The organism is Chromobacterium sp. Ag138 (assembly GCF_055181315.1).
This window is the reverse complement of sequence record NZ_JBUPWA010000001.1, coordinates 4,251,859-4,278,057: the sequence shown is the minus strand read 5'-3', so window position 1 is coordinate 4,278,057 and position 26,199 is coordinate 4,251,859. Positions and strand designations below refer to the sequence as shown.

Here is a 26,199-nt window from a genome sequence, read left to right as displayed (position 1 = left end):
GCCGAGCGCAAGGTGATACTCGCCTCGTCGCTCGGCACGGTGTTCGAATGGTATGACTTCTTCCTGTACGGCGCGCTGGCCGCCATCATCGGCAAGCAGTTCTTCTCCGGCGTCAACGAGACCACCGCCTTCATCTTCGCGCTGATGACCTTCGCCGCCGGCTTCGTGGTGCGGCCGTTCGGCGCGCTGGTGTTCGGCCGGCTGGGCGACATGGTGGGCCGCAAGTACACCTTCCTCGCCACCATCGTCATCATGGGCCTGTCCACCTTTCTAGTGGGCATGCTGCCCGGCTACGCCACGCTGGGCATCGCCGCGCCGCTGCTGCTGGTGTCGCTGCGCATGCTGCAGGGCCTGGCCATCGGCGGCGAATACGGCGGCGCGGCCATCTACGTGGCCGAGCACGCGCCGGACCACAAGCGCGGCGGCTACACCAGCTGGATCCAGGTCACCGCCGGCGCCGGCCTGCTGCTGTCTCTGCTGGTGATCCTGGCCTGCCGCAAGCTCACCGGCGAAGCCTTCAACGAGTGGGGCTGGCGCCTGCCCTTCCTGTTGTCCATCATCCTGCTGGCGATCTCCACCTGGATCCGGCTGTCGATGCAGGAGTCTCCCGCCTTCCTGAAAATGAAGGCCGAGGGCAAGCACTCCAAGGCGCCGATCAGTGAAGCCTTCGGCAACTGGGACAACCTGAAAGTGGTGCTGATCTCGCTGTTCGGCTTCAACGGCGGCCAGGCGGTGACCTTCTACTGCGCGCAGTTCTATTCGCTGTTCTTCCTGACGCAGATCCTGAAAGTCGACCCGCAAACCGCCAACCTGATGCTGATCGCGTCGCTGATCCTGACCACGCCGCTGTTCCTGTATTTCGGCCACCTGTCCGACCGCATCGGCCGCAAGCCGGTGCTGATCGCCGGCCTGGCGCTGGGCCTGGCGCTGACCTTCCCCGCCTTCCGCTGGCTGACCGACTACGCCAACCCGGACGTCGCCTCCGCCCAGTCCCGCGCGCCGGTGACGGTGGTGGCGGACCCGGCCAGCTGCCACTTCCAGTTCGACCCCATCGGCAAAGCCAAGCTGAACACCCCGTGCGACCAGGCCAAGGCGCTGCTGGCCAAGAGCGGCGTGCCCTACCAGCAGAAAACCGCGCCGGCCGGCGTCACCGAAATCCATATCGGCGCAAGCGTTCAGCAGGGGTTCGACAAGAAAGCGCTGCAGGACGCGCTGAAAGCCGCCGGTTATCCGGACAAGGCCGACCCGGCCAAGATCAACCACCCGATGGTGATCCTGGTGCTGGTGCTGCTGTCGGTGATCTCCGCGCTGACCTATGGCCCGCTGGCCGCGATGATGGTGGAGCTGTTCCCCACCCGCATCCGCTACACCTCGATGTCGCTGCCCTATCACCTGGGCAACGGCTGGATCGGCGGACTGATGCCGACTGTCGCCTTCTCGCTGGTGGTCTACACCGGCGACATCCTGTACGGCTTGTGGTATCCGATCGTGGTCTACGCCGTCAGCCTTGTTGTCAGCCTGCTGTTCCTGAAGGAAACCTTCCGCAACGACATCCATCGCCACTGAACCTTAAGCACATCCCATCGCACCGCACCTTGCCCCCGCGGCCGCCCCCTCCTCCGAGGGGGCTTTTACTTCAGCGCCATCGCCAGACCCTCTCCCAGCAAAACCAAGGCTCGCGCACCAGCCCCCCGCCTTTCCCTCTGCATCACCAAAAACCGAGCAATCCCGTAAAAATGCAATAACTTGAAATTATCCCTGCCAGCAAAGCCGCGCCCGCCGCGGCGCCCCAAGCAAAACCGCGCGCTGCGGCCAACCCACTATTTTTCATTTTTTATTACTAATAATTCAATCAAACATGGGCTTGATGTTTACAATTGCTGTGCCTATACTTTGCTTAACAGAACAAATTAAATATAAGCAAATTAATTTAAACAGTTTGTTTATATCCTGCGCACAACAGCGCGCGGGCCGCCAACAGGGAGACTCAAATGAAAAAAGCCATACTGACTCTGGCAGCGCTGGCCGCTCTGCAATCCGGCTTTGCCATGGCCTCCAACGGCGGCACCGTCAACTTCAGCGGCTCCATCGTCAAGGAACCCTGCGCCCAGAACAGCAGCACGCTGCTCAGCTACGCGCAAAATCCCCATCAATACCAGGCCGCCCGCAAGATGGCGTCCGGCCAATCCTGCTCCGGCATGGACAACACCCAGTCGCTGAGCATCGCCGCCGTCAACATGACCGGCTCGACCACCCAAAGCAACGGACAGCTGGTCACCATCGTCTACAACTGACCTGACACCACGCAAAAAAGCCTTCGGCCGTTTGGCCGAAGGCTTTTTTCATTGTCGCCGCAGACGGATCGGCTATTGGTACAGCATGTCGATCGTGATCGCCGTCTGCAGGCTGCCCGCCACGATGTTCGCCGTCCGCATGTATTCCACGAACACGCCCAGTTGTGCCATCTGCGACTGCACGTTCACCACCCGGGTGTTGTTGGTGCTGTTGGCGCCGATATTGGCGCCGTCGGCCGAACTGCCAAAGTTGATGGCGACGCCCTGCGCCGAGCCGCCGGTATTGGCGAACAGCACCGGATTGTTCGAATCGGCCGTTCCCGAGAAGCGGAAAGTCGCCGTCCTCACGCCGGTCGAGCAATTGGCGGCAGTGATGGTGAAGGTTTTGCGGGACAGCGCGCTGCCCACCGACGCGAACTGGCCGCTGGCGACCGTGGGCAGATTCACCGTGTACTGTCCGTTCGCGCTCAGATCGCAGGTGCCGCCGGGCGTGAAGGTGACGCTGCCGTTGATCAGCTGATTGAAGTTGATGCCGGGCGCGGCATTGATGCCGCCGATGCCGTCCAGCTGGAACACCGAGTACTGATTGATCGAAGAAGTGCCGCTGGACGGCGCGCCCGTGGTCTTCAACAACACAATCGAATACTGCAGGATCCGATTGACGGAACCGCCCCTCGGCACATAGATGCCGGTGTCGATCGCGCCGCTGCTCTGGGTGTAAGTCTGGCCATTGAAGATGATGCCGATCTGCAAGCCGGGGGCCAAAGCCACCCGCTTCGGATTCACCCAGAAATACACGTTCTCGCCTATGCTCTGCGAGCAGTACAGGCTGAGATTCTGCAGCGACGACTGCCAGATGATGGTGCCGACCGGCGCGTTGGCGGAGACGAACAAATTGCCCGGCAGATTGAACGTGGAGGTCACATTGCCGGAACTGTTGCTGCCGTTCCAGCAACCCAGCGCGTGGCTGGTCGCCGGCATGGCCAGCATCAGCGCCAGCAGCCATCCATATACTCCGCGGCAGATCAGATTCTTCATTTTCCTATCGCTTTCCCGGTATCTCTAGTGGCTCGCGCCCAATGTCACAGCGGCTCGCAAACCGCATCGGTCCGCATATAGGCCGCGTCGCCCGTCTTCTGCGGCAGTTGATAGCTGAAACGGCATTGCTGGCCGGCATCGCTGCCCCAGCTCGCCGTCAACGGCTTGCCTTCCACGCCGCGCAGGAAGGCGCGACCGCCCTGCCCCACCATGGTGAGGAAATCGTCGCCGCCGCTGACCGTCGCGCCCACCGGCAGATGGCTGCCGTCCGGACGCTTCAGCGTCACGATCACCGGCTTGCCCTGCTGGGTGTTGAATTTCAGCATCACGATGGCCCCCGCGCGCGGCGCGTCCTGCACGCTGGTTTCCTGCAATTCCACGTCTTGATCCATGCCCTTCGGATCCAGCGTGATTTCATTGCGGCGGTACGGCATCAGCGAGGACACCACCGCGTAGCCGTTCTTGTTGACGCGCACGCCGTTGGTATTGCTCACCGCCGCGCCTTCGGCTCCCGGCGCCTCCACCACGGCGAAGGATTCGCCCAGCGACTGGGCCGCCGTAACGCCCCCCGGATGGAACACCAGCGCACCGCTGATGCCGGCATTCGCCTGGGAGTTGCCGCCGCTCGAGCTCGCGCCCGCGGTCAGCGTCGCCACCGAGGTGGCGTACTGCACGCTGCCGCCGCCGCCGCCGCTGTTGGCGCCGGCGCTGCTGCGGTTGCCGCTGGCGTAGACGTTGTAGCTGAGGTTGCGCAACTCGCCGGTGGTGCCGCTCAGATTGATCTGCGCGTTGCCGCTGCGATCGCTGCTGCCGCTGACGCTGGTGCTCAGCAGCGGAGAATACGGCTCGCGGCCCAGCGGCATCGACAGGCTCAGCATGTACTGGTTGACGATGCGGCCGGTCGAATCCTGGGTGCGGCCGGCGGACAGGTTCAGGCTCACCGACTTGAAGCTGTTGCTGTAACCCAGCTGGTAAGTCAGATCCCGGCCCTTCTGGTTCCAGTAATCCTGAGTGGAGCCGGTGAAGAACAGTTGCCCGCGGCCATCGCCCAGCGGCTGGTCGGCGTTGAGCTGGAATTTGTTCTTGGCGCGGTAGACCACGCCGACCTGGTTGATCAGGTTGGCGTAGTCGCGCAGTTCCAGATAGCCATCGGTGGAGAAGCGATAGGCGGCGACCGTGAAGTTGGTGCGCGTCGATTCCATCAGCTTGCTGTAGGTTACCCGGTAGCTCTGGCCCTGCATATTGGCGGCGTTGGCGTTGTACGGCAGATTGCTGGCCCAGGACTGGGTCACGTCTAGCGCCAGCGCGCCCAGCGGCGTATTGACGCCGGAGCCGAACAACGCCGACTGGTAATGGTCGGCGGCGATCAGGCCGCCATACAGGGTCAGGCTGTTGCTGATGCCGCGCTGGTAGGTCGCCTGCACGAAATCGGGACGCTTGTTGAGCGAGTTGTCGCGCCATTGCGCCGCGGTGACCGCGTAGCGGGATTGCCCTTCGCGCAGCAGCTGGGGCACGGCGGCGTAAGGCACGACGAATTTGCGAACGCGGCCGTCCGCCTCGGTGACCGTCACTTCCAGGTCGCCGGAGAAGCCGGTGTTGTAGAGATCGTCGATGCTGAATTCGCCCGGCGGCACCACGTTCTCGTAAATCAGATTGCCGTTCTGGCGAATCGAGACTTTGGCGTTGGTCTCGGCGACGCCGCGCACCACCGGCGCGTAACCCTGCATCGACTCCGGCAGCATGCGGTCGTCGGAGCTCAGCTGCACGCCGCGGAAGGGCACGCTGCTGAACATGTCGGAGGGCGTGAAGTAATCGCCCAGGGTCAGCACCGAGTGCCAGTCGGTCACATCGCGCTGGGTATAGGCGGACGCGCCCTGGTAGTTGCGCTGGCTCCGGCCGTTGCCGCTATCCTGTTGCGTCAATGAGCCGTTATAGCGGAAGCGCCACAAGCCGATGTTCAGGCCGGCGTTGGCGCCGAAATAATATTGCGTCGACTTGCCGGCGCCGCCGTTGTCGTAGCGATAGCCATTGGCGTTGTAATTGAGGAAGCCGGCGAACGGCGCGCCGGCGTCCCAGTATTCGGGCGCGACGTAGCCGCGCGCCTGGGCCCGCATGTATTTCTGCGGAATGCTGACATCCAGGCGCAGGTCGGAGCTGTTGAAGCTGGAAAATGCGCCGGGCACCACCGCGGCGATGTCGACGCAGCGGGCGGGCTCGTCCCGTCCCGGCGCGCCGGCGGCATTCCCCACCTTGGCGAAGTCCACGCCCAGCTCGTCCAGCATCGCGCGATTGAAGCAGGCCAGCACCTTGCCTTCGGCCATTTCCTTCATCTGCACGTCGCGGCGGCCGATCCAGACACTATTGGCGTAGACGTCGGCGCGGTAATTGCCCGGAAACGCTCCGCCCATCTGGTTGAAGCGGGAAAGATCGACTTTTTTCCCGTTGGAATTCTGATTGATGAAGACGGGATTGAACTGCACATCGCCCAACGCGGCGTTTTCCGCCGCGGACGTATCCGCCAAGGCAGCCTGGCCGCCGAACAAGCCGAAAATCAACAGGCTGAGCGGGCGAAGGGCCCAGCTGTGATCGGACTGTCGTGTCATCAAGTGCTTCATGGCTAGATCGTCTCCTGCGGGAGCGCGCAGCCCCGGCAGGCCTACGCTGGAATTATCAGGGAGCTAAGGGCGCGCTGTGCATGACTGGAGCGCCGTAATCGTTGATGCTTTCGTAAGTGAGCTTCGCGCCGGCATCCGGCTTGAGTTTCAAGTCCTTCAGCGCGAAATCGTGGCTGCCGCCCGGCGGCACCATGCCGCCGTCGGTTTCGTACTCATGCTTGCCCACCAGCAGCATCGCCCGGTTCAGCGAGACGTTGTACGCGGCGCGGTTGGACGCGCGCAGGATGTAGCCCTTGCCGCCTGCCTGCGGCAGCAAAGACCAGAAAAGCTTGTCGGCTGCGTCGTCCGGCGTGCCCGGCAGGCCGGCGGGACGATAGAACAGCTTGATGCGGGAACGGAAAGCCACTTGCATGAAATTGCGCTGCTCGTTGCCGGCCTTCGGCAGCGGCGGCACATCCAGCACGTTCAGCCAGAACACCGATTCCCGCTCTTTGGGCAGATCGGCGCCGGTGAAGGTCAGGCGCAAGGTTTGGCCTTTGGCCGGGTCCACGCGGAAAATCGGCGGCATGATCAGGAAAGGCGCGTCGGCGGTGTCGGGAACCGATTTCTCGTTGCCGCTGTCGGCCCACACCTGCACCAGGGACGGCTCCTTGCCCGGATTGTTGACCTTGACGGTCACTTCGCGGTCTTCCGCCTTGTACACGACGCGGGTTCCGGAAACCACCACGCCGGCCGAGGCCGCGCTGCTCCATACCGAGCCGGCGACCGCCAGGGCGAGCGCTCCTCGCCATACTGCTTGTTTCATTTCCTAACCCGCCTCCATGCAAAAGATGCCGGCGGGCGGCTCGCGGGCCGCCTGCCGGATGACGCCTGTTACTGGTAGGTCATCGAGTACTGAACGCTGGTATTCACCGAACCCGCGCCAGCCGCGCCGGTGGCGATGTACTGAGCGTAGTAGCCCATGGTGGCGGAGCCGCCGCTGATGGCGACTTGCTGGGAGTTGGCGTTGGTGCTCAGGTTGATGGCGTTGAAGGTGTTGTTCAGCAGTTGAACTTCAACGTTGGAGGCCGAGCCTGCGCCGGTGCTGTTCAGCAGGTTGCCGGAAGTCGGGTTCACGGTCGGGCCCACTTCGAAGCGGGTCTGCGCGCTCTTCAGGCTGGACGGGCAGTTGCTCAGGTTGATCGCGAACGGGGTCGCGCCGGCGGTCTGGCCCGCGCTGGCCAGCGAGGAGGCGCCGACGGTCGGCAGGTTCACGGTGACGTTGGTACCGGAGGTGCCGGCGATGGTGCAAGTCTGGGCAACAATGTTTCCAGTGACGGTGATTTTGCCGTCAGCGGCCATGGCGCCGGAAGAGTACACGCCCAAGGCGATCAGAGCTGCAGTTACGATCTGTTTCATTTAAAAGTCTCCGTTGAAATTGCAGGCAGTGCGTTTGCCCGATTGCTTGCCCGCAGGGGGCAGAAGTTGAAGAGCTGTCCGACACGTCAAGGCATCTTCGGCAATCTTGCGATCCCTGCCTGCACTTGAGATGTTCCGGCGCCGAGTCCGTCCCGCGGCCGGCTTCATTGCCGCCAATTTTCAACAAGGCAATAATCAGATTTCACAAAACACATCAAATCTGATCAAAGCCATCTGACAGTCGTTCGTCATCAGATTGAAAAAACAGGCGGGCAAACCCCTGAAGATCGGCGGCGGACACCGTTGAAAACGGCGGTCCGTCGCCTTCCATGGCTGGACAATGCTCAGCTTCATCGCATCCAGCATCCCTTGAGGGAGCCTCCGCTTGCGCGGTTTAGCTGCGACATGGGCATAAGGTTAAATCAAAAAAGACATAACTTTCAACATCCTCTTACTTGAGCATTTATGTCAAAGTTAAAATCAATCCATTGATTGCAAAGGGATTTTCTCAAGATAACAGTTTGTCATGACTGTACTGGCGTGTCGCATTATTGCATCAAATTAACAACATTTTAAACTTTTAATTTAATAAATACGCCAAATTCCAAAGAAAAAGCAAATCATGATGACATTTTCATTTTCATTGCCAAAAATGCCCCAGCCGCCACTATCCGCTCCGTCATCGCGCAGTTAGACTGGACAGCTGCGCACCGAACGGAACCCGCCCGACATGACGCCCGCCTCCAGCCAATACCTGACGCTCAATCAACGCCGCTGCCATCTGCGCCGCTGGGGCGACGACGACGCGCCGCTGCTGGTGCTGCTGCACGGCTGGATGGACAGCTCAGCCACGTTCCAATTCATGGTGGACGCGCTGCGGGAAGACTGGCAAGTCGTCGCGCCCGACTGGCGCGGCTTCGGCGATAGCCAATGGAATGACGGCAGCTATTATTTCCCCGACTATCTGGCCGACCTGGACGACCTGCTGCGCCAGCTGTCGCCGGACCGGCCGGTCAACCTGCTGGGGCACAGCATGGGATCGATGATCGCCGGCATCTATGCCGGCGTCTGTCCGCAAAGAGTAGCGAAGCTGGTGCTGGCCGAAGGCTTCGGCCTCAACCCCACCCGGCCGGCCGAGGCGCCCGGCCGTTACAGCCGCTGGCTGCGGGAAACCAGCCAGGCCATGAGGTTCGAACCGCTGGCCGATGCGGAACAGGCGGCGAGCAAGCTGATCGCCCGCAATCCGGGGCTGACGCCCGAGCGGGCGCTTTGGCTGGCCGCGGAACTGACCAGGCCGGTAGACGGCGGCGTGGTCTACCGCGCCGACCCGCGCCATAAAATGGTCAATCCGGTGCTGTATCGGCTGGAGGAGGCGATGGCCTGTTGGCGCCGCATCACCGCGCCGGTGCTGTGGCTGCTGGGCGAACATCCGTTCGGCCACCCTGTCGTCAACGACGTGATGGCCACGCTGGACCAACGCCGCGCCTGCTTCGCCCGCCTCAGCGAGGCCACGATCGCCGGCGCCGGCCATATGCTGCAATGGGAAAAGCCGGAACAGATGGCGGCCGAAGTCGAGCGCTTCCTGCTGCGGCAAGACTGAGCGCCACCAATAAAGTCTCGCGGAAGACCTGATCCCAGCAGCGCCGGCCATAAGACAAGGAGGCGCGCCTCAGGATCAGGCTTTTAGATAGCGGGTAGAAAAGGGCGGTAACGGCTCCGGCCCTCGGCGTCTAGCCCAGATAGCGCGCTTCCAGATGGGCGCGGTAATGCGCCGGATTCAACGCTTCGCCGGTGGCGCGCCTGACCAGTTCGTCGGTGGTCCAGCGGCTGCCCTGGGTCCAGATGTTTTCGCGCAGCCAACCGAACACCGGCTCCAGTTTCCCGCCGCCGATCTTGTCGTCCAGCCCCGGCTCCCGCCGCCGCAACGTCGCGAAATACTGCGCCGCATACATCGCGCCCAGCGTATAGCTGGGGAAATAGCCGAAAGTGTCGGTCCAGTGGATGTCCTGCAGACAACCGTCGCGATAATTGCCGCGCGTGTCCACGCCCAGATAGGCCATCATCTTTTCATCCCATAGCGCCGGCACGTCTTCGGCTTCGATCTCGCCGTCGATCAGCGCGCGCTCGATCTCAAAGCGCAGGAACACGTGCGCCGGGTAGCACAGCTCGTCGGCGTCGACGCGGATGTAGCCGGGTTCGACCCGGGTGAACAGCTTGGCCAGGTTGTCGGCGTCGAAAGCCGGCTGATCGCCGAAGTGGCGTCGCAGCATCGGCGCCAGCAGCTGCAGGAAACCGCGGCTGCAACCCAATTGCATTTCGAACGACAGGCTCTGGCTCTCGTGTATGCCCATCGAACGGGCGCGCCCGACCGGCAGCGACAGCAAATCTCGCGGCAGGCCCTGCTCGTAGCGGGCATGGCCGGTCTCATGAATGATGCCCATCAGGCTCTGGACGAAATCATCGTCGCGATAACGGGTGGTGATGCGCACGTCCTCCGGCACTCCGCCGCAGAACGGATGGGCGCTGACATCCAGCCTGCCGCCGTCGAAATCGAATCCCAGCAGCTTCATCGCCTCCAGGCCCAATTCGCGTTGCCGCTCGACCGGAAACGGCCCCTGCGGCCGGATCACCGTCTCGCCGGCCTGCTTGGCGCGTACCTGGGCGATCAAGCCGGGCAGCCAGGTCTTCACGTCGTCGAAGATGCGCGCGATCTCGGCGCTTCGCATGCCGGGCTCGTACTTGTCCAGCAACGCGTCGTAGCGGCTGACGCCGTTGGCCTCGGCCAGCAGCGCCGCCTCTTCCCGCGCCAGCTTCAGCACCTCGCGGAAATTGGGCAGGAAACCGCGCCAGTCATTGTTCTTGCGCTGGCCGCGCCAGGCATGCTCGCAACGCGCGGCGGCCAGCGTTTTGGCCTCCACCAGCTCGGCGGGCAGCAGATTGGCCTGCCGCCACTCGCGGCGCATCTCGCGCAAGTTGGCGCGTTGCAGCTCGTCCAGATCTTCCTGCTCCGCGCTGGCCAGCTGCAGCGCCAGTTCCGGCGCGGTGATCAACTGATGCATCAGCACCTGCAGCTCGGCCTGGGCGGCGGCGCGCGCCTCGTTGCCCTTGGCCGGCATCATCGTCGCCTGGTCCCAGCTGGCGATGGAACCCAGATGGCCGAAATGATGCAGCCGTTGAAAAGTGCGGGTCAGGCTCTGATAGGCCGTCTGCTGTCCCATTGCATTCTCCTCTGTGTAGAAAATGCATGTTCACACCGCCAGCCGATCGGGTCAATCATGAGAATTCATCCATATGGGAAAAGGATGAAAAGCGCAACGCACATGGCAGACACAAAATCAACTGATGAGTTTTACTCACCAATATCCTTCACTGCGCCCCCGCTTTTCCGATGGTGGGAAAAGGGGAAGGACTGCCAGTAGCCGAAGTACTCGCGCACCAGCGCCAACAGCCGCTGCCGGGCCCCTGCGTCCGCCAGATGCTGCAACAAGGCGTCCACCGCCATCCGGTAATGGCTGGAAGTGGGAGGATGAGGGTCGAGCAGGAAAAGCAAGGCCTTGAGCATATGTTCGCGCTGGCGGATGTCGGCCTCGTCGGCGCCGTCTTCGAACGACTTGCCCAGATACAGGCCCAGCGAGGGCGGAAAGCGCGAAAAACCGGATTCGCGCATCGCGCCCAGCAGCGCGTCGAAATCGCCATGCCAGGGGAAATCCGGGTTATGGATGGAAAAGCCGGCGCGGGCCGTCATCTCCACCATTTTCTTCATGTCGTCGAGCCAGAAGTAATAGAACTCTCGGGCGCAGGTGATGGCCAGCACCCGCTCGGATTGCCCGCAATCCGCGACAAAGCCGCCGACATGGGCGTGATAGTCGCCGGAAGTCCGCTTGGCGCCGGCGAGCCGGGCCAGCAAGCGCCGCAGCATTTCCCGCCGCGCCGCCACCACCCCGTCGTCGGCGCCCAGCCGGGCGATCAGCTTCAGATAGGCATCCAGCGTCGCCTCGCGCGGATTCATGCCCCAGCCCTCGCAACCATCGCACTCTCCCATGGCGGCGGAAACGCCGCGCCTCCGATAGCGATAACGCAGCCGGAGCCGACAGGAGGACAGACGGCGCTAGACGCGGCGCGGACGCAGCGCCAGCCGCAGATCCCGTCCCACCTTGCCGATGTCGGCGATATTCAGCTCGATCTTGTCGGCCAGATCCTCCAGCGCCGGCCAGGCGAACAGGCCGCGCGCGGCGTCGCCGGCCAGCGACGGCGCCAGGTACAGCACGATCTCGTCCACCAGCCCGGCCCGCAACATGGCGCCGTTGAGGCCGGCGCCGGCCTCGACCATCAGTTCGTTGACGCCGCGCGCCGCCAACTGCCCCAGCAAATCCGCCAGATCGGCCTTGCCGTCGCGGCGCGCCAGCGTCAGCACCGCCACGCCGCGTTCGCGAAAGGCAGCCAGTCCGGCCTCATCCGCCTCGCAAGTGGCTAGCAGAGCTTCGCCGTCCTGGTAGACCCGCGCGCCGGCATCGGTGCGCAGGCTGCCGTCCAGCACCACCCGCAAGGGTTGCGCCGCCACCTGCAGCTCGCGCACGGTCAGTTGCGGATCGTCGGCCAGCACGGTGCCGCTGCCGGTCAGAATCGCGCCATGCGCGGCGCGCAGCCGCTGCACGTCCATCCTCGCCTCCGGCCCGGTGATCCACTTGCTGCGGCCGTTCAGCAGCGCGGTCTTGCCGTCCAGCGTGGCGGCCGCCTTCAGCGTCACCCAGGGCCGGCCGCGCTCGACTCGCGACAGGAAGCCGCGGTGCGTCCAGCGCGCCTCGGCCTCCATCAGCCCGGCAGACGCCTCGACGCCGGCCGCGCGCAGCATGGCGATGCCGCGCCCCGCCACTTCATGATAGGGGTCCACCATCGCCGCCACCACCCGCGCGATTCCCTCCGCGATCAGGCGCGCCGCGCACGGCGGCGTGCGGCCATGGTGGCTGCACGGCTCCAGCGTCACGTAGGCGGTGGCGCCGCGCGGGCTTTCGCCGCGCGCCAGGCAGTCCTTGATCGCCTGGATCTCGGCATGGTCCGATCCAACCGCCAGCGTCGCGCCCTCTCCCACCACCCGGCCATGATTGACCAGCACGCAGCCGACGCCGGGGTTCGGCGCCGCCCGTCGCGTCGCGCCCTCGGCCAGGCGCAGCGCGCGCTGCATGTACAGGTAGTCGTCGGCGCGGTAGTCCGTCATGTTCGATTCTTCCACTCATCGGCCAGCAGGCCGTAACAACGCATATTCCAGAAACGGCCGCGCAGGAACTGCGCGTCGCGCAGCTCGCCCTCCAGCCGGAAGCCCAGACGCTCGGCGACGCGGCAACTGCGCAGGTTCTCCGGCGCGCAGCCCAGCTCCAGCCGGTGCAGGCCCAGGTCCTCGAAAGCGTAGCGCAACAACTGCTCCAGCGCGCGGGACATCACGCCCCGGCCGACGTGGCTGTCGGCCAGCCAATAACCCAGCCGCGCATAGCGATGGGCGGCGCTGATGCCGTGCAGCGAACAGATGCCGGCGATTTCGCCGTCCGCCAGTATCACCCGGTGCGCGCAGCGGCCCTCGTCGTTGCCCTCTGCCTGCAGCCGGAGAAAAGCCTCGGCATCCGCCGCCGATCGCGGCCTGACGATGCCCGACAGCCACTGCGACAAGGTATCGCGGTGGCGCTCGATCAGCGCGTAGACCAGCGGGGCATCGCGCGCCGGTTCCGGCGGGCGGATCTCCACCACGCTCATCGCCGCGCCCGCCACTCGCCGGCCAGCATGCTGTACTGGCAGGCGTCATGATAGCGGCCATGCAGGTGGAGCCCCTCGCGCTGCGCGCCCTCGCGGATGAAGCCCAGGCGCTCCGCCACCGCGCGGCTGCGAGCGTTCTCCACGCCGGCCAGGATGGCGATCCGGTTCAGCTCCAGCGCGCCGAATCCGGCATCCAGGGCTTGCGCCGCGGCCTCGCCCATCACGCCCTTGCCTACGAAACGGTCCGCCAGCCAGTAGCCCAGGAAGCCCGACCGGTGCAGCTTGCTGATGCCGTGGATGTCGATGCAGCCGGCCAGCTCTCCGTCCAGCGCGATCAGCCAGGACGCGCAGACCGCGCCGCTGCGCGCGCCCTCGGCGACGCCGGCCAGGAACTGCCGGCTGTCCTCCGCGCTGCGGGTGGCGTCCACCCAGGGCAGCCAGGCCCGCAGCGTTTCGCGGCTTTCGTCTATCAATGCGAACAACCGCTCGGCGTAGGCAACGTCGGGCGGCAACAGGGCAACGCGTTTCTGGGCAATGACAGTCATGGCGTCTCGCGAAATGACAATTAAATTGCCAAAGCTAATCAAGCTGCCGACAAGCTGTCAATGCGAGGACTTCTGAATTTCCTTGATCGCGTCGGTAAATTCGGAAATATCCTGGAAACTGCGATAAACCGACGCGAAACGCACATAGGCCACCTTGTCCAGGCGCGCCAGCTCGTTCATCACCATCTCGCCGATCTGGCGGCTGCTGACCTCGCGCTCGCCCAGCTGCAGCAGCTTGTGGCAGATGCGGTCTATCGCCTCGTCCACCAGTGTGGTGGACACCGGCCGCTTGTGCAGCGCGCGCAGGAAGCTGGTGCGGACTTTCTCGATGTCGAACTCGGAACGGTGCCCGGCGGTCTTCACCACCTGCGGCATGCGCACATCGGCGGTTTCGAAGGTCGTGAAACGCTTGTCGCAGACCGGGCAGCGGCGGCGGCGGCGGATGCTGCTGCCGTCCTCGCTGACGCGGGAATCGATCACCTGAGTGTCCGGGTTGCCACAAAACGCGCATTTCATGACAATAATCCTGTGAGTTGCAATAGTTGGATGTTATCAGCAATGCCGTCCGGCCGCACCGCCGGCCATGGCTCAAACCGGCCCAGGCAAAGAAAAAGCCGCCCCTGCGGGCGGCTTTCTGCATCCGGACGAACCGGTTGATTACTTGGCGTACACCGGGAAGCGGTGGCACAGCGCGGTGGCCTTCTCGGCGATGCGGGCGATCAGCGCGTCGTCGTTCGGGTTGTCCAGCACGTCGGCGACCATATTGGCCACTTCGATGGCTTCGGCTTCCTTGAAGCCGCGCGTGGTGATGGCCGGCGAGCCGATGCGCACGCCCGAGGTGACGAACGGGGTTTCCGGATCGTTCGGGATCGAGTTCTTGTTGACCGTGATGTGGGCGCGGCCCAGCAGCGCGTCGGCTTGCTTGCCGGTCAGTCCCTTGGGACGCAGGTCGACCAGGAACACGTGGCTCTCGGTGCGGCCGGACACGATGCGCAGGCCGCGCTCGGCCAGGGTCTTGGCCATGATGGCGGCGTTCTTCAGCACCTGCTGCTGGTATTCCTTGAATTCCGGCTGCAGCGCTTCCTTGAAGGCGATGGCCTTGGCCGCGATCACGTGCTCCAGCGGGCCGCCTTGCAGCGTCGGGAACACATTGCTGTTGATGCTCCTCTCGAACTCCGCCTTGGCCAAAATGATGCCGCCGCGCGGGCCGCGCAAAGTCTTGTGGGTGGTGGAGGTCACGAAGTCGGCGTGCGGCACCGGGTTCGGGTACAGGCCCGCGGCCACCAGGCCGGCGTAGTGGGCCATGTCGACCATGAAGTAAGCGCCGACCTTCTTGGCGATCTGGCCCATGCGCTCGAAGTCGAAACGCAGCGCGTAGGCGGACGCGCCGCCGATGATCAGCTTCGGCTTGGTTTCCATCGCCACGCGCTCCATGTCGTCGTAGTCGATTTCTTCCTTGTCGTTCAAACCGTAGGCGACGATGTTGAACATCTTGCCGGACAGGTTGGCCGGGGAGCCGTGGGTCAGGTGGCCGCCGTGGCCCAGGTTCATGCCCATCACGATGTCGCCCGGCTTCAGGATGGAGAAGTACACCGCCTGGTTGGCCTGGGAGCCGGAGTGCGGCTGCACGTTGGCGTATTCGGCGCCGAACAGCTGCTTGACGCGATCGATGGCCAGCTGCTCGACGACGTCCACATGCTCGCAACCGCCGTAGAAGCGCTTGCCCGGGTAGCCTTCGGCGTACTTGTTGGTCAGCTGGGAGCCTTGGGCTTCCATGACGGCCGGGCTGGTGTAGTTTTCCGAGGCGATCAGCTCGATGTGATCTTCCTGGCGTTGGCATTCAGCCGCGATGGCGGCGGCGAGTTCTGGGTCGAATTTGGCGATCGTCTGGTCAGCAGCGAACATCTTTGACTCATCCATCAAAGGGTTAACGATCCGGGCATTCTACACGAAATGCCCGGATCGAAACCTTAACGTGAAGCAAGCTCGCCGAGGCCGCGCCGCGCCTCTCACACCGCCCAGCAGGAGCAGCCGAGCGCGCCGAAAAAGCCCTTGGCGTCCGATACTGGCAGCGCCGTCCCCCAGGCCCGCGCATGCTGGTGGCCGTGCAGGCCGCAGGCGCTGGCGCAGCCGCAAGCGGCCGCGGCCTGGCGATGCAGCGAATGGCGGCCGGCGCCTTGCGGATCGCCCCAGGCGGCGTAGCCCTTGAAGGTCCGCGCCGGCGACCAGTCCGGCATCGCCGGCGGCAAGGGATTGTCGTCCAGCTCGGCGAAACCGCCCGCGGCGTAGACGACGCGGCCGCCCACCATGGTCAGCTCCGACACCAGGAAAGAGATGTCGTCCTCCGGGCAGGAGAAGAAGTCCTTGTCCGGCACGACCAGATCGGCCAGCTGCCCCACTTCGATGCGGCCGCGCCCGCCCTCCTCGTTGCTGAACCAGGCCACGTTCTCGGTCCACATCCGCAGCGCGGTTTCGCGGTCCAGGCAGTTGCGCTGCGGGTAGAGCCGCAGGCCGCCGACGGTCTTGCCGGTGATCATCCAGGCCAGCGACACCCAGGGATTGTAGGAGGCGACGCGGGTGGCGTCGGTGCCGGCCGACACTTTCAGTCCTTTTTCCAGCATGCGGGCGATGGGCGGCGTGGCCTCGGCCGCCGCCGCGCCGTAGCGCTCGACGAAATACTCGCCCTGATAGGCCATCCGGTGCTGCACCGCGATGCCGCCGCCCAGCGCGGCGATGCGGTCCATCGAGCGTTCGGAGATGGTCTCGGCATGGTCGAAGAACCAGTTCAGCCCTTGCAGGGGGATGTCGCGGTCCACCTTCTCGAACACGTCCAGCGCGCGGGAGATGGTTTCGTCGTAAGTGGCGTGCAAGCGCCACGGCCAGCGGTTCTGCGCCAGGATGCGCACCACTTCTTCCAGCTCGCCCTCCATTTCCGGCGCCATGTCCGGCCGCGGCTGGCGAAAGTCCTCGAAATCGGCGGCGGAAAACACCAGCATCTCGCCGGCGCCGTTGTGGCGGAAATAGTCGTCGCCCTGCTTGTAGCGGACGCTGCCGGTCCAGGCCAGGAAATCCTCCTTTTCCGCCTTCGGTTTCTGGGTGAACAGGTTGTAGGCCAGCCGCACCGTCATCTGCCCGGCCTCGGCCAGTTGCCGGATCACCTCGTAATCGTCCGGGTAGTTCTGGAAGCCGCCGCCGGCGTCGATGACGCCGGTCACGCCCAGGCGGTTCAATTCGCGCATGAAGTGGCGGGTTGAGTTGAGCTGGTAGTCGAACGGCAGCTTGGGGCCCTTGGCCAGCGTCGCGTACAGGATGGCGGCGTTGGGCTTGGCCAGCAGCAGGCCGGTAGGGTTGCCGCCGCCGTCGCGGACGATCTCCCCGCCCGGCGGCGCCGGCGTGTCGCGGCCGTAGCCGACGGCGCGCAGCGCGGCGCCGTTGAGCAGGGCGCGGTCGTACAGGTGCAGCAGGAAAACCGGCGTGTCCGGCGCGATGGCGTTGATTTCGTCCAGCGTCGGCAACCGTTTCTCGACGAACTGGTGCTCGGTGAAGCCGCCCACCACCCGCACCCATTGCGGCGCGGGCGTGACCGCCACCTGCCGCCGCAGCATGTCCATCGCGTCGGCCAGCGAGCGCACGCCGTCCCAGCGCAGCTCCATATTGAAGTTGAGTCCGCCGCGCACCAGGTGGGTGTGGTTGTCGATCAGGCCGGGCAACGCGCGCCGCCCCTTGAGATCGACGACGCGGGTGGCCGGCCCGGCCAGCGCCATGATCTCGGCCTCCTCCCCCACTGCCAGGAAGCGGCCATCCTTGACGGCGACGGCGCTTGCCTGCGGCCGCCGCCGGTCCAGCGTGGCGATGCGGCCATTGCGCAGAATCACATCAGCTGTAGCCATGATGGCTTCTCCCTTGGATATCGGCCGCCGCCGGCGGATAGGCGCGGCCGGCGGCGGCGCGGCGATCAGCCTTCGTGGCCGCCGAACATGGTTTTCGCGTAACGGATGCCCAGGCCGTAGCCGCCGCCCAGCTTGGCGGCGATGCCGGTGGTCAGCTCATAGGTGTCGGCGCGCGCCCAGTCGCGCTGCAGCTCCAGCAGATACTGCAACGAAGTGATCGGCCGCGCGCCGGCCTGCACCATGCGCTGCATCGCGCGCTCGTGCGCCTCGGCCGAAATGTCGCCGCAGGCGTCGGCGATCACGTAGACCTCGAAGCCCTGGTGCAGCGCGGACAGCGCCGGTCCGACGATGCAGACGCTGGTCCACAGGCCGGCCAGCACGATGCGGCCCTTGCCGATCTGGTTGACGCGGTCGATCACCGCGGCGTCTTCCCAGGTGTTCATCGACGTGCGGTCCAGCATGCGCAGGTCAGGGAACGGCGCGGTCACCTCGTCGAACATCGGGCCGGAGAAGCTTTTCTCGGCCACGGTGGTGAGGATGGCGGACACGCCGAATCCGGCGGCGGCGCTGGCGACCAGGCCGGCGTTGTTGCGCAGCGTCGGGATGTCGATGGAATGGGTGGCGAAGGCCATCTGCGACTGGTAGTCGATCAGGATCAGGGTGTGATCGCGCGGGGTCAGCAGCAAGGGGCTGGGCGCGGCGCTAGCGGTCGGTTTCATCACGGTTTCTCCATTCTGTGCATGGCGGCGGCCGGTTCGGTAAGCCGGCGCCAGAGGGGCCGCCGCCCCTGCGCGCCAGGCGTGTCATTCCCGGGTGTCCACCAGAATCAGTTCGGCGTCCTCGCCGGCCTCGACGCGGACCACATCCTCGTCGCGGATGGCCGCGCCGTCGCCTGTCTGCAGCGCCACGCCGTTCACCCGGGCCGATCCGGCCGACAGCACCAGATAGCCGCAACGGCCGGCGCCCAGCCGGTAGTCGGCGCTTTCGCCGGCCTTCAGCGTGGCGCCCAGCACCCGGGCGTCGGCGCGTATCGGCAGGGCCTCGTCGTCTCCGCCCATGCCGCTGGCCAGCGCGACGAAGACGCCGGAGCGGTCGGCCTTGGGAAAGGGCTTGCTGCCCCAGGCCGGCTCGCCGCCGCGGCTGTCCGGGTAGATCCAGATCTGGAAGATGCGGGTCGCGATCGGCTCCAGGTTGTATTCGGAATGAACGATGCCGCTGCCGGCGCTCATCACCTGCACGTCGCCGGCTTCGGTGCGCCCGCGGTTGCCCAGATTGTCCTGATGGCTGATCGCGCCCTCCCGGACATAGGTGATGATCTCCATGTCGGCGTGCGGGTGCGGGGCGAAGCCGCTGCCCGCGGCGATGGCGTCGTCGTTCCACACCCGCAGCGCGCCCCAGTGCATGCGCGCCGTGTCGCGGTAGTCGGCGAAAGAGAAATGGTGTTTGGCGTCGAGCCATCCGTGTTGGGCTGCGCCCAGGCTGGCGTAGGGGCGGTGTTCGATCATGGCTTGCTCCTGCGATGGCGGAAGAATGATGTAGCCACTATAAACAGCCGGCATCAGGATTAAAATGGAATAGATTGAATAGCATCATTTCTATTTTGATCATAATCAACGCGCCATCCTGGCAGTTGACTGCTAGACTTTGCCCCCGACCTCCCCCTTTCCGGCATGGAACATGAAACGACTTCCCGATCTTGAAGCCTGGGCCATCTTCGCCAAAGTGGCCGAATGCGGCTCCTTCGCCCGCGCGGCCGAAGAACTCGCGCTGTCGCAGGCCACCGTATCCAAGGCGGTGACGCGGCTGGAAGCGCGGGTGAAAACCACGCTGCTCCATCGCACTTCGCGCCGGCTGGCGCTGACGGCGGCTGGCGAAGCCGCGCTGGAACGGGCATCTCGCATCCTGGCGGAAGGCGAGGCGGTGGAGGCCGATGTCGCCGAGCAGTCCGGCAGCCTGCGCGGAACGGTGCGCGTCGCCGCGCCGATGTCCTTCGGCATCTCCCACCTGGCCCCTTTGCTGCCGGAATTCATGGCGCGCCATCCCGAGGTGGAGCTCGATTTTCACTTCAGCGACGAACAGGTGGACCTGGTGGCGAACCGGATGGACCTGGCGCTGCGCATCGCCTCGCCCGCCGATTCCAGCCTGCTGGCCAGGCGCTTGTGCGCGGTGCGCATCCTGCTGGTCGGCGCGCCCTCGTATTTCGAGCGCCACGGCAGGCCGCGCCATCCGAGCGAGCTGGCCGGACACCGCGCCTTGCGCTACAGCAACGCGCAAGACCGCCATTGGCGTTTCCGCCATGCGGAGCAAGGAGAGTTCGCGCTGGAAATGCCGACGGCGCTGCGCGTCAACAACGCCGAAGCGCTGGCGCCGGCGCTGCGGGCGGGGCTGGGACTGGCCTTGCAACCCGAGTTTCTGGCCTGGGAGGACTTGCAATCGGGCCGGCTGGAAGCCGCGATGCCGGGCTGGGAGATCGATCCCATCGCGCTGTACATCCTGACGCCGCCGGGACGCGGGCGGCCGGCACGGGTGCAGACGCTGATAGCCTATCTGGCGGCGAAACTGGCCGGCGCGCCCTGGGCGCGGGCGGGGGACTCCGCCGGCTGACAGGCAAGATAAAGCCCCGCTCGAAGCGGGGCTGATTTTCGAAGATCGCGGCCTTACAGATCGTCGGCGGTGAAGAACAGCGGCACGCCATCCCGGCTTTCCGGCTGCAGCTCCGCCAGCACATGCACGTCGCGCACATGGCATTCTCGCATCAGCTCGCGGAAGTTCTCTTCTATCAGCTTGACGTTGTCCAGCGACGCCAGCGGCCAGACGAAGCCTTCCCAATTGCGCTCATCGCCCTTGGCCGACAGGGTGAAGTGCAACTCGCCGTTGTCGTGGGCGGATAGAATCGCCACCGGGTCCTTGTCCAGCTCGCGCAAGCGGCGGATCTGGCTGCTGGCGAACACCTGCAGCGCCACTTCGAAGCGGGCGAAGTTGCCGGCCACCAGCGCCTGCATCGCCGGCAGCGGCGGACGGGCGATCGGGAACAGCGTCACGCCTTCGGTCTTCAGCTGCTCGCCGAGGAATTTCATCACCGGCATGCCCCAGGCGCCGACCGAGCCGCCCAGCTTCACCGGCGGCTCCTCGCCGTCGCGCAGGGTCGCCGCGCCCAGCAGATAGCGCAGGAACACGCCCTCCTCTTTCACCGTGACCGGCGCCGGCTGGTTCGGCAAACCGCCGCGCGCGTCCGCGCCCTGGCGCGACATCTCGTACAGCTTGACCGCGTCGAGGCCGGTCAGGCTGTCCGGGTGCAGCAGCGCGCCGCCCAGCGCGGCGTCGCCGTCGGCGCTGAATACGCCGTGCCGGCGCAAGAGATCGTTCAAGCCGTCGATGTCCGCGATCTCGGCCAGCAGCGTCGCCTGCTCGCGGCTGCCCGCCACCAGCACCAGCGGCAGCGCGAACAGCGCCACATTGGCGCTGCCGCCCTCCACCGTCTGGCGCAAGGCGTCCCACACCACCTGATAGCAAGCCTGCGACGGCACCATCGCCAGCGCGACGGAGATGGACAGCAGCTCACGCCGCTGCAGCATCTCGTCCATCGCGCCCGCCAACGCCTGCCGCCACATCTCGCGGTCGTCCGCGCTCGGCGCGTCCAGCGCCGACTGGGCGTGGTGGATCAGACGGTTGGTCAGGGAAACCTGCGGGTGGTACTGGCGCGGATCGGGAAGAATATGGCGGACGGCGTCCATGGTGCTGACATCCTGCAACTATCGAAAACGCCTATTGTGGCACAGCCGCCACGTTCTTGCGCGAAGGGAAGCGAGCCATGCCAACGGGCTGAAGCAATGGAAAATCAGGCACTTCAGCAGGCAATGTATCAAGGCGCGACAAAAACTTACATTTCTCGACATTTTCGAAAACGCACATGTTGACACTCGGTACCGCAATCCGGATAATCCGTTCTCGTTGAGATGCAGCAATTGCTTCTTGATAGTTTCTCCTCTATTTCTCCTTTGTAGACTTGGCGCGGGCCGTAAGGCACCGCGCATTTTTTTTGCCCTCCGCCAGCCGCACGCCCCCAAAAATATTAAAAATCATTGCGATACGGACATTCCGTCACAATAGCGCCTTCCAGAACGACGCGTTGCTTCCAGGCCCGCGCAAAGCGCCGCGACCACCGCCATGCTCACGCTCTGCAGTCTATCAAAATGACAATGATGTATAATTGAAAATAACTAAATTCCATATGAATTTAACAGATATTTCATTTTCGAAACAAAACGAATCTTCTGCAGGCAGTATTGTTCGGTTTTTCACGAAGTGAACCGAGCAAACTGAGTGAAAAGCATGGAGAAGGGGCATGTGGACGGACTGCGCGCCGCTTGACGAGTTCCCTACTGTCTGACAGCGCAGGCATATGCTAACAGGATCGCGCTGCGGCATTATGACAATAATCAATACCCAACAACTTTGATCCAGCCGGGAGCGCACCCATGGCCCGGCAAAGCCGGAACCGTCCTCGGCGCCGTACGGTCTCAGCCTTTTCCGCCTCCTTGAACAGCCCGCATGCCGATACACAGCCTTTGCCTCGCCGGCTTCCGCTCGATACGCAAGCTGACGCTTGAACTCGATTCGCTCAACGTCGTCGTCGGCGCCAATGGCTGCGGCAAATCCAATCTGTACAAAGCCATCCAGCTGCTGCACGCGGCGGCCGAAGGCCGCTTGTCCGCCGCGCTGGCCGAGGAAGGCGGCGCGCAGAAGGCGATGTGGGCCGGCGGCGCCCGCCGCGGCGACAAGGCGCGCGCGCCGAAGCGGATGATCCTGTCCGCGCGTCTGGACGACTACGACTACGAGCTGCAGCTGGGCTATCCGGAACCCAGCCTCAGCCTGTTCGCGCTGGACCCGCTGGTGAAGGAGGAAAGCCTGTGGCTGGCCGGGCACGGCCGGCGGCCTTCCACGCTGCTGCTGGAGCGCCGCAACCAGGCCGCCTTTCTCTGCGGCGTGGAGGGCGAACGGAACAGCTACCCGGCCAGCCTGCGCGCCGAGGAGTCCATCTTTGGCCAACTGGCCGAGCCGCACCGCTATCCGGAACTGTCCCAGGTCCGCGAAACGCTACGCAACTGGCGCTTCTACCACGAGTTCGCCGTCTGGCCCGGCTCGCCGCTACGCGCGCCCCAGGTCGGCATACGCTCGCCGGTGCTGGCGCATGACGGCGCCAATCTGGCCGCCGCCTTCCAGACCATCGTCGAAATCGGCGACCATGAACTGCTGGACAGCATGCTGGCGGACGCCTTCCCCGATTGCCGCTTCCAGGTCGACGCGCAGCAAGGGCGATTCCAGATGCTGATGCAGCGCGATGGCCTGCTGCGGCCACTGGAAGCCGCCGAGCTGTCCGACGGCACGCTGCGCTTCCTGTGCCTGGCGGTGGCGCTGCTCAGCCCCAGGCCGCCCGCCTTCATGGCCTTGAACGAGCCGGAAAACAGCCTGCACCCAGCCTTGCTCCCGGCGCTGGCGCGGCTGATCGCCGAAGCCAGCCGCCACAGCCAGCTATGGGTGACCAGCCACTCGCCGGAACTGGCGGAGCGAATCCGCCGCCATCGCCCGCTGAAGACCTTCCAGCTCGCCCAGCAGGACGGCGAAACCCTGCTGCGGGACGACTGAGGTCCCCGCATCGGCAAGCCGCCTCCAGGCGGCTTTTTTCATGCCATTTTTAAGAAAATTCGCCTATTTTCGCCCATATGCCGATCCATTAGCGTGATATGCGGGGAACTCCGGCCATAGGGGCAAGGTCCTACCCCTGTCTTGTTTATTTTATTCAACACTATGTGTAAAAAATTCTTCTCCCCTTTGCTCGTTGCCTGGCTGATTTTGATGGCGGCCATCGCCTGTGAAATCGTCGGCACTTCGTTCATGGCGGTCGCCGCCCGCAGCGGCGGCTATCTGGGCTATGTCTGGATGTCGCTGGCGCTGGCGCTGTCCTACTATTTGCTGTCCCTCGCGCTGCGCGCGATCTCGGTCGGCGTCGCCTACGCGGTGTGGGAAGGTTTGGGCTTGGTCGGCCTGACCGCGGTCAGCGTCTGGCTGTTCGGCGAGAAGCTGGCGCCGCAGGAAGTGCTGGGCCTGGGCCTGGCGCTGCTGGGTCTGGTCTGCGTGACGATGGGCGAAACGCATGATGAGGAGGCCGCGGCATGAAAACCGTTTACCTGCTGTTCGTGCTGGCTTCCGCGCTGATAGAAGTGGGCGCCAACCTGATGCTGGAAAAATCCGATGGCTTCCGCCGCCGCGCCTGGGGCATCGGCGCCATCCTGCTGGTGTGGCTGGCCTTCGCGCTGCTGGGCCAGGCGGTGAAGGGCATGGATCTGGCCATCGCCTACGCCTTGTGGGGCTCCATCGGCATTCTCGGCACCGCCATCGGCGGCCGCCTGCTGTACAAGCAAAAATTGAAGCCGATAGGCTGGGCCGGCATCGGCATCGTCGCGGCGGCGGTGGTGACCTTGTCCACCGTCTAAGACAGCCTGGCCCGAAAATTCCACCGTCCCATCGGGGACCGCGGCGAAATTTTCAGGCCCGCCTGGAACAAAAAGGGGAGGCGCTTGGCCTCCCCTTTCTCTATCCGATCATGTCCGGTGCGTCGCCCCTGCGGGGTGACGACACCCTACCGTGGATTATTTACGTTCCACTTGCGACACATCGCGCACCGCGCCGGTGTCGGCGCTGGTGGTCATCGCCGCATAGGCGCGCAAGGCCGGGCTGACCACCCGTTCGCGGCCGACGGGTTTCCAGGCGTCGCGCCCTTTCGCCTCCATCTCCGCGCGGCGCCGGGCCAGCTCCTCATCGGAAACAGCCAGGTGGATGCGGCGGTTGGGGATGTCGATCTCCACCGTGTCGCCCTCTTGCGCCAGACCTATCGCGCCGCCCTCGGCCGCCTCCGGCGAGGCGTGGCCGATGGACAGGCCGGAGGTGCCGCCGGAGAAGCGGCCGTCGGTCAGCAGCGCGCAGGCCTTGCCCAGGCCCTTGGACTTCAGATAGGAGGTCGGGTACAGCATTTCCTGCATGCCCGGACCGCCCTTCGGCCCCTCGTAGCGGATGATGACGATGTCGCCGGCGACGATCTGGTCGGCGAGGATGCCTTCCACCGCCGCGTCCTGGCTTTCGAAGATGCGGGCGCGGCCGGTGAATTTCAGTATCGATTCGTCGACGCCGGCGGTCTTCACGATGCAGCCGCGCTCGGCGATATTGCCGTACAGCACCGCCAGGCCGCCGTCCTGCGAGTAGGCGTGGGCCTGGTCGCGGATGCAGCCGTCGGCGCGGTCGTCGTCCAGCGTCGGGTAACGCATGCTCTGGCTGAAGGCGATGGTGGTGGCCACGCCGCCCGGGGCCGCACGGAACAGGCGGTGCGGCTCGCTGCCTTCGCCGTGGCGCATCACGTCCCACTGCTCCAGCGCCGAGCCCAGCGTCGGGCTGTGCACGGTGGCGACGTCGCGGTGGATCAGGCCGGCGCGGTCCAGCTCGGCCAGGATGCCGATCACGCCGCCGGCACGGTGCACATCCTCCATATGGTATTTCTGCGTCGCCGGCGCCACCTTGGACAGACATGGCACGCCGCGGCTGATGCGGTCGATGTCGGCCATCTTGAAATCGACGCCGGCCTCGCTGGCGGCGGCCAACAGGTGCAGCACGGTGTTGGTGGAGCCGCCCATGGCCACGTCCAGGCTCATCGCGTTCTCGAACGCCTCTTTGGTGGCGATGCCGCGCGGCAGGATGGAATAGTCCTCGCCCTCATAATGGCGCTTGGCCAATTCGACGATCAGGCGGCCGGCCTTGAGGAACAGTTCTTTTCTGTCCGCGTGGGTGGCCACCAGGCTGCCGTTGCCGGGCAGACTCAGGCCCAGCGCCTCGGTCAGACAGTTCATCGAGTTGGCGGTGAACATGCCGGAGCAGGAGCCGCAAGTGGGACAGGCGGAGCGCTCGACGCGGTCGACGTCCTCGTCGGACACCGCGCTGTTGGCGGCCTCCACCATCGCGTCCACCAGGTCCAGCTTGCGCACTTCGTTGCCCCACTGCACCTTGCCGGCCTCCATCGGCCCGCCGGAGACGAACACCACCGGGATGTTGAGCCGCATCGCCGCCATCAGCATGCCGGGGGTGATCTTGTCGCAGTTGGAGATGCACACCAGCGCGTCGGCGCAGTGGGCGTTGACCATGTATTCCACGCTGTCGGCGATCAGGTCGCGGCTGGGCAGGCTGTACAGCATGCCGCCATGGCCCATGGCGATGCCGTCGTCGATGGCGATGGTGTTGAATTCCTTGGCGACGCCGCCGGCTTTTTCTATCTCTCTCGCCACCAACTGGCCCATGTTCTGCAGGTGCACGTGGCCGGGCACAAACTGGGTGAAGGAGTTGGCGATGGCGATGATGGGCTTGCCGAAGTCAGCGTCGGTCATTCCTGTGGCGCGCCACAGCGCGCGGGCACCCGCCATGTTGCGGCCGGCGGTGGAAGTGCGGGAACGGTATTGAGGCATGATGCTTCCTTAATCTGTAAACAAAACCGGTCGCCGTTCCGTCACGCCAGCAGGGTAAGCTGGCGGTGGTCGGTCCGCGGGTGCCGGGTGGACCAACCAGGATGCCGCATCGCCGCGGGTAAGCGGCGCGACGGCGGGGAACGCTTTCCGTATAATCTCGTCACATT

23 protein-coding genes are annotated in these 26,199 nt (G+C 64.8%); 7 read left to right on the top strand and 16 right to left on the bottom strand.

Translation table 11 applies throughout. The features are described from left to right. Together ACY3GB_RS19960 and ACY3GB_RS19955 are read left to right on the top strand one after the other, a co-directional pair. Positions 1 to 1,566, top strand: a 1,566-nt coding sequence (locus ACY3GB_RS19960) for an MFS transporter (protein ID WP_463090272.1), incomplete at its 5' end; no start/stop codon positions are given. A gap of 425 nt (positions 1,567 to 1,991) precedes the next feature. Continuing rightward, positions 1,992 to 2,294: a hypothetical protein gene (locus ACY3GB_RS19955; protein ID WP_463090271.1), complete on the top strand. Its 303-nt coding sequence runs from the start codon at positions 1,992 to 1,994 to the stop codon at positions 2,292 to 2,294. 72 nt (positions 2,295 to 2,366) lie between these two features. Here the strand turns inward: ACY3GB_RS19955 and ACY3GB_RS19950 are convergent, their stop codons facing one another. From ACY3GB_RS19950 to ACY3GB_RS19935, 4 genes are all read right to left on the bottom strand, one after another. Beyond that, positions 2,367 to 3,332 (bottom strand): fimbrial protein, encoded by a 966-nt coding sequence (locus tag ACY3GB_RS19950; RefSeq protein WP_463090270.1) that lies wholly within the window; start codon positions 3,330 to 3,332, stop codon positions 2,367 to 2,369. Positions 3,333 to 3,376: 44 nt separating this feature from the next. Beyond that, entirely contained in the window at positions 3,377 to 5,947 is a 2,571-nt protein-coding gene (locus ACY3GB_RS19945; RefSeq protein ID WP_463090269.1) for a fimbria/pilus outer membrane usher protein, read from the bottom strand. Positions 5,948 to 6,002: 55 nt separating this feature from the next. Next, positions 6,003 to 6,752 (bottom strand): fimbrial biogenesis chaperone, encoded by a 750-nt coding sequence (locus ACY3GB_RS19940; protein WP_463090268.1) that lies wholly within the window; start codon positions 6,750 to 6,752, stop codon positions 6,003 to 6,005. Between the two features lie 68 nt (positions 6,753 to 6,820). Beyond that, positions 6,821 to 7,345, bottom strand: a complete 525-nt coding sequence (locus tag ACY3GB_RS19935) for a fimbrial protein (protein ID WP_463090267.1) — start codon at positions 7,343 to 7,345, stop codon at positions 6,821 to 6,823. A 730-nt stretch (positions 7,346 to 8,075) separates the two neighbouring features. Between ACY3GB_RS19935 and ACY3GB_RS19930 the strand changes: the two genes are divergently transcribed. Further along, positions 8,076 to 8,945: an alpha/beta fold hydrolase gene (locus ACY3GB_RS19930; RefSeq protein ID WP_463090266.1), complete on the top strand. Its 870-nt coding sequence runs from the start codon at positions 8,076 to 8,078 to the stop codon at positions 8,943 to 8,945. A 130-nt stretch (positions 8,946 to 9,075) separates the two neighbouring features. On the opposite strand, the gene ACY3GB_RS19925 is transcribed toward ACY3GB_RS19930, so the two are convergent. The 10 genes from ACY3GB_RS19925 to ACY3GB_RS19880 all read right to left on the bottom strand — a co-directional run bounded on the left by ACY3GB_RS19925 (position 9,076) and on the right by ACY3GB_RS19880 (position 19,030). Beyond that, on the bottom strand, positions 9,076 to 10,563 hold the full coding sequence (locus ACY3GB_RS19925; RefSeq protein WP_463090265.1) for a carboxypeptidase M32: 1,488 nt from the start codon (positions 10,561 to 10,563) through the stop codon (positions 9,076 to 9,078). Between the two features lie 131 nt (positions 10,564 to 10,694). Next, on the bottom strand, positions 10,695 to 11,387 hold the full coding sequence (locus ACY3GB_RS19920; protein WP_463090264.1) for a hypothetical protein: 693 nt from the start codon (positions 11,385 to 11,387) through the stop codon (positions 10,695 to 10,697). Between the two features lie 66 nt (positions 11,388 to 11,453). Then, positions 11,454 to 12,560 carry a bifunctional diaminohydroxyphosphoribosylaminopyrimidine deaminase/5-amino-6-(5-phosphoribosylamino)uracil reductase RibD gene (gene ribD / locus ACY3GB_RS19915; protein ID WP_463090263.1) on the bottom strand — a complete coding sequence of 369 codons (1,107 nt, stop codon included), beginning with the start codon at positions 12,558 to 12,560 and terminating at the stop codon, positions 11,454 to 11,456. After that, positions 12,557 to 13,090 carry a GNAT family N-acetyltransferase gene (locus tag ACY3GB_RS19910; protein WP_463090262.1) on the bottom strand — a complete coding sequence of 178 codons (534 nt, stop codon included), beginning with the start codon at positions 13,088 to 13,090 and terminating at the stop codon, positions 12,557 to 12,559. Before ACY3GB_RS19910 ends, ribD begins: the two co-directional genes overlap by 4 nt. Next, complete coding sequence (locus ACY3GB_RS19905) at positions 13,087 to 13,635, bottom strand: GNAT family N-acetyltransferase (RefSeq protein WP_463090261.1); 549 nt, start codon at positions 13,633 to 13,635, stop codon at positions 13,087 to 13,089. The genes ACY3GB_RS19910 and ACY3GB_RS19905 overlap by 4 nt, the downstream gene beginning before the upstream one ends. A 57-nt stretch (positions 13,636 to 13,692) precedes the next feature. Continuing rightward, positions 13,693 to 14,151, bottom strand: coding sequence for a transcriptional regulator NrdR (gene nrdR, locus ACY3GB_RS19900; protein WP_463090260.1), 459 nt, complete (start codon positions 14,149 to 14,151; stop codon positions 13,693 to 13,695). Positions 14,152 to 14,292: 141 nt separating this feature from the next. Further along, entirely contained in the window at positions 14,293 to 15,540 is a 1,248-nt protein-coding gene (gene glyA, locus ACY3GB_RS19895; RefSeq protein ID WP_463090259.1) for a serine hydroxymethyltransferase, read from the bottom strand. A gap of 104 nt (positions 15,541 to 15,644) precedes the next feature. Then, the gene (locus ACY3GB_RS19890; RefSeq protein ID WP_463090258.1) at positions 15,645 to 17,525 is read right to left on the bottom strand and encodes an amidohydrolase; all 1,881 of its coding nucleotides are present in this window, start codon (positions 17,523 to 17,525) and stop codon (positions 15,645 to 15,647) included. 65 nt (positions 17,526 to 17,590) lie between these two features. Continuing rightward, positions 17,591 to 18,244 carry a hydrolase gene (locus tag ACY3GB_RS19885; protein WP_463090257.1) on the bottom strand — a complete coding sequence of 218 codons (654 nt, stop codon included), beginning with the start codon at positions 18,242 to 18,244 and terminating at the stop codon, positions 17,591 to 17,593. Between the two features lie 84 nt (positions 18,245 to 18,328). Next, positions 18,329 to 19,030: a pirin family protein gene (locus tag ACY3GB_RS19880; protein WP_463090256.1), complete on the bottom strand. Its 702-nt coding sequence runs from the start codon at positions 19,028 to 19,030 to the stop codon at positions 18,329 to 18,331. Positions 19,031 to 19,202: 172 nt separating this feature from the next. Here ACY3GB_RS19880 and ACY3GB_RS19875 point away from each other — a divergent pair, with 172 nt between their 5' ends. Next, entirely contained in the window at positions 19,203 to 20,129 is a 927-nt protein-coding gene (locus ACY3GB_RS19875; protein WP_463090255.1) for a LysR family transcriptional regulator, read from the top strand. A gap of 53 nt (positions 20,130 to 20,182) precedes the next feature. Here ACY3GB_RS19875 and ACY3GB_RS19870 read toward each other — a convergent pair whose 3' ends face one another. After that, entirely contained in the window at positions 20,183 to 21,259 is a 1,077-nt protein-coding gene (locus tag ACY3GB_RS19870; protein WP_463090254.1) for a hypothetical protein, read from the bottom strand. 817 nt (positions 21,260 to 22,076) lie between these two features. On the opposite strand from ACY3GB_RS19870, the gene ACY3GB_RS19865 reads away from it, so the two are divergent. The 3 genes from ACY3GB_RS19865 (at position 22,077) to ACY3GB_RS19855 (ending at position 24,019) form a co-directional block, all read left to right on the top strand. Continuing rightward, the gene (locus tag ACY3GB_RS19865; RefSeq protein WP_463090253.1) at positions 22,077 to 23,171 is read left to right on the top strand and encodes an AAA family ATPase; all 1,095 of its coding nucleotides are present in this window, start codon (positions 22,077 to 22,079) and stop codon (positions 23,169 to 23,171) included. 162 nt (positions 23,172 to 23,333) lie between these two features. Beyond that, positions 23,334 to 23,702, top strand: coding sequence for a DMT family transporter (locus ACY3GB_RS19860; RefSeq protein ID WP_463090252.1), 369 nt, complete (start codon positions 23,334 to 23,336; stop codon positions 23,700 to 23,702). Continuing rightward, a complete protein-coding gene (locus ACY3GB_RS19855; RefSeq protein ID WP_021476982.1) occupies positions 23,699 to 24,019 on the top strand; it encodes an SMR family transporter in 321 nt (106 codons plus the stop codon). The genes ACY3GB_RS19860 and ACY3GB_RS19855 overlap by 4 nt, the downstream gene beginning before the upstream one ends. Before the next feature lie 156 nt (positions 24,020 to 24,175). Here the strand turns inward: ACY3GB_RS19855 and ilvD are convergent, their stop codons facing one another. Next, positions 24,176 to 26,032: a dihydroxy-acid dehydratase gene (gene ilvD / locus ACY3GB_RS19850; protein WP_463090251.1), complete on the bottom strand. Its 1,857-nt coding sequence runs from the start codon at positions 26,030 to 26,032 to the stop codon at positions 24,176 to 24,178. Positions 26,033 to 26,199 lie beyond the last annotated feature (167 nt).

What these genes read in the sequence shown, in the direction of transcription:
- ACY3GB_RS19955 (WP_463090271.1), top strand. Translation starts at nt 1,992, where the DNA reads ATGAAAAAAGCCATACTGACTCTGGCAGCGCTGGCCGCTCTGCAATCC.
- ACY3GB_RS19860 (WP_463090252.1), top strand. Translation starts at nt 23,334, where the DNA reads ATGTGTAAAAAATTCTTCTCCCCTTTGCTCGTTGCCTGGCTGATTTTG.
- ACY3GB_RS19940 (WP_463090268.1), bottom strand. Translation starts at nt 6,752, where the DNA reads ATGAAACAAGCAGTATGGCGAGGAGCGCTCGCCCTGGCGGTCGCCGGC.
- ACY3GB_RS19905 (WP_463090261.1), bottom strand. Translation starts at nt 13,635, where the DNA reads ATGACTGTCATTGCCCAGAAACGCGTTGCCCTGTTGCCGCCCGACGTT.
- ACY3GB_RS19950 (WP_463090270.1), bottom strand. Translation starts at nt 3,332, where the DNA reads ATGAAGAATCTGATCTGCCGCGGAGTATATGGATGGCTGCTGGCGCTG.
- ACY3GB_RS19865 (WP_463090253.1), top strand. Translation starts at nt 22,077, where the DNA reads ATGCCGATACACAGCCTTTGCCTCGCCGGCTTCCGCTCGATACGCAAG.
- ribD (WP_463090263.1), bottom strand. Translation starts at nt 12,560, where the DNA reads ATGACGGACTACCGCGCCGACGACTACCTGTACATGCAGCGCGCGCTG.
- ACY3GB_RS19910 (WP_463090262.1), bottom strand. Translation starts at nt 13,090, where the DNA reads ATGAGCGTGGTGGAGATCCGCCCGCCGGAACCGGCGCGCGATGCCCCG.
- ACY3GB_RS19870 (WP_463090254.1), bottom strand. Translation starts at nt 21,259, where the DNA reads ATGGACGCCGTCCGCCATATTCTTCCCGATCCGCGCCAGTACCACCCG.
- ACY3GB_RS19890 (WP_463090258.1), bottom strand. Translation starts at nt 17,525, where the DNA reads ATGGCTACAGCTGATGTGATTCTGCGCAATGGCCGCATCGCCACGCTG.
- ACY3GB_RS19925 (WP_463090265.1), bottom strand. Translation starts at nt 10,563, where the DNA reads ATGGGACAGCAGACGGCCTATCAGAGCCTGACCCGCACTTTTCAACGG.
- ACY3GB_RS19880 (WP_463090256.1), bottom strand. Translation starts at nt 19,030, where the DNA reads ATGATCGAACACCGCCCCTACGCCAGCCTGGGCGCAGCCCAACACGGA.
- ACY3GB_RS19935 (WP_463090267.1), bottom strand. Translation starts at nt 7,345, where the DNA reads ATGAAACAGATCGTAACTGCAGCTCTGATCGCCTTGGGCGTGTACTCT.
- ACY3GB_RS19920 (WP_463090264.1), bottom strand. Translation starts at nt 11,387, where the DNA reads ATGGGAGAGTGCGATGGTTGCGAGGGCTGGGGCATGAATCCGCGCGAG.
- glyA (WP_463090259.1), bottom strand. Translation starts at nt 15,540, where the DNA reads ATGTTCGCTGCTGACCAGACGATCGCCAAATTCGACCCAGAACTCGCC.
- ACY3GB_RS19855 (WP_021476982.1), top strand. Translation starts at nt 23,699, where the DNA reads ATGAAAACCGTTTACCTGCTGTTCGTGCTGGCTTCCGCGCTGATAGAA.
- ACY3GB_RS19945 (WP_463090269.1), bottom strand. Translation starts at nt 5,947, where the DNA reads ATGAAGCACTTGATGACACGACAGTCCGATCACAGCTGGGCCCTTCGC.
- ACY3GB_RS19930 (WP_463090266.1), top strand. Translation starts at nt 8,076, where the DNA reads ATGACGCCCGCCTCCAGCCAATACCTGACGCTCAATCAACGCCGCTGC.
- ACY3GB_RS19885 (WP_463090257.1), bottom strand. Translation starts at nt 18,244, where the DNA reads ATGAAACCGACCGCTAGCGCCGCGCCCAGCCCCTTGCTGCTGACCCCG.
- ACY3GB_RS19875 (WP_463090255.1), top strand. Translation starts at nt 19,203, where the DNA reads ATGAAACGACTTCCCGATCTTGAAGCCTGGGCCATCTTCGCCAAAGTG.
- nrdR (WP_463090260.1), bottom strand. Translation starts at nt 14,151, where the DNA reads ATGAAATGCGCGTTTTGTGGCAACCCGGACACTCAGGTGATCGATTCC.
- ilvD (WP_463090251.1), bottom strand. Translation starts at nt 26,032, where the DNA reads ATGCCTCAATACCGTTCCCGCACTTCCACCGCCGGCCGCAACATGGCG.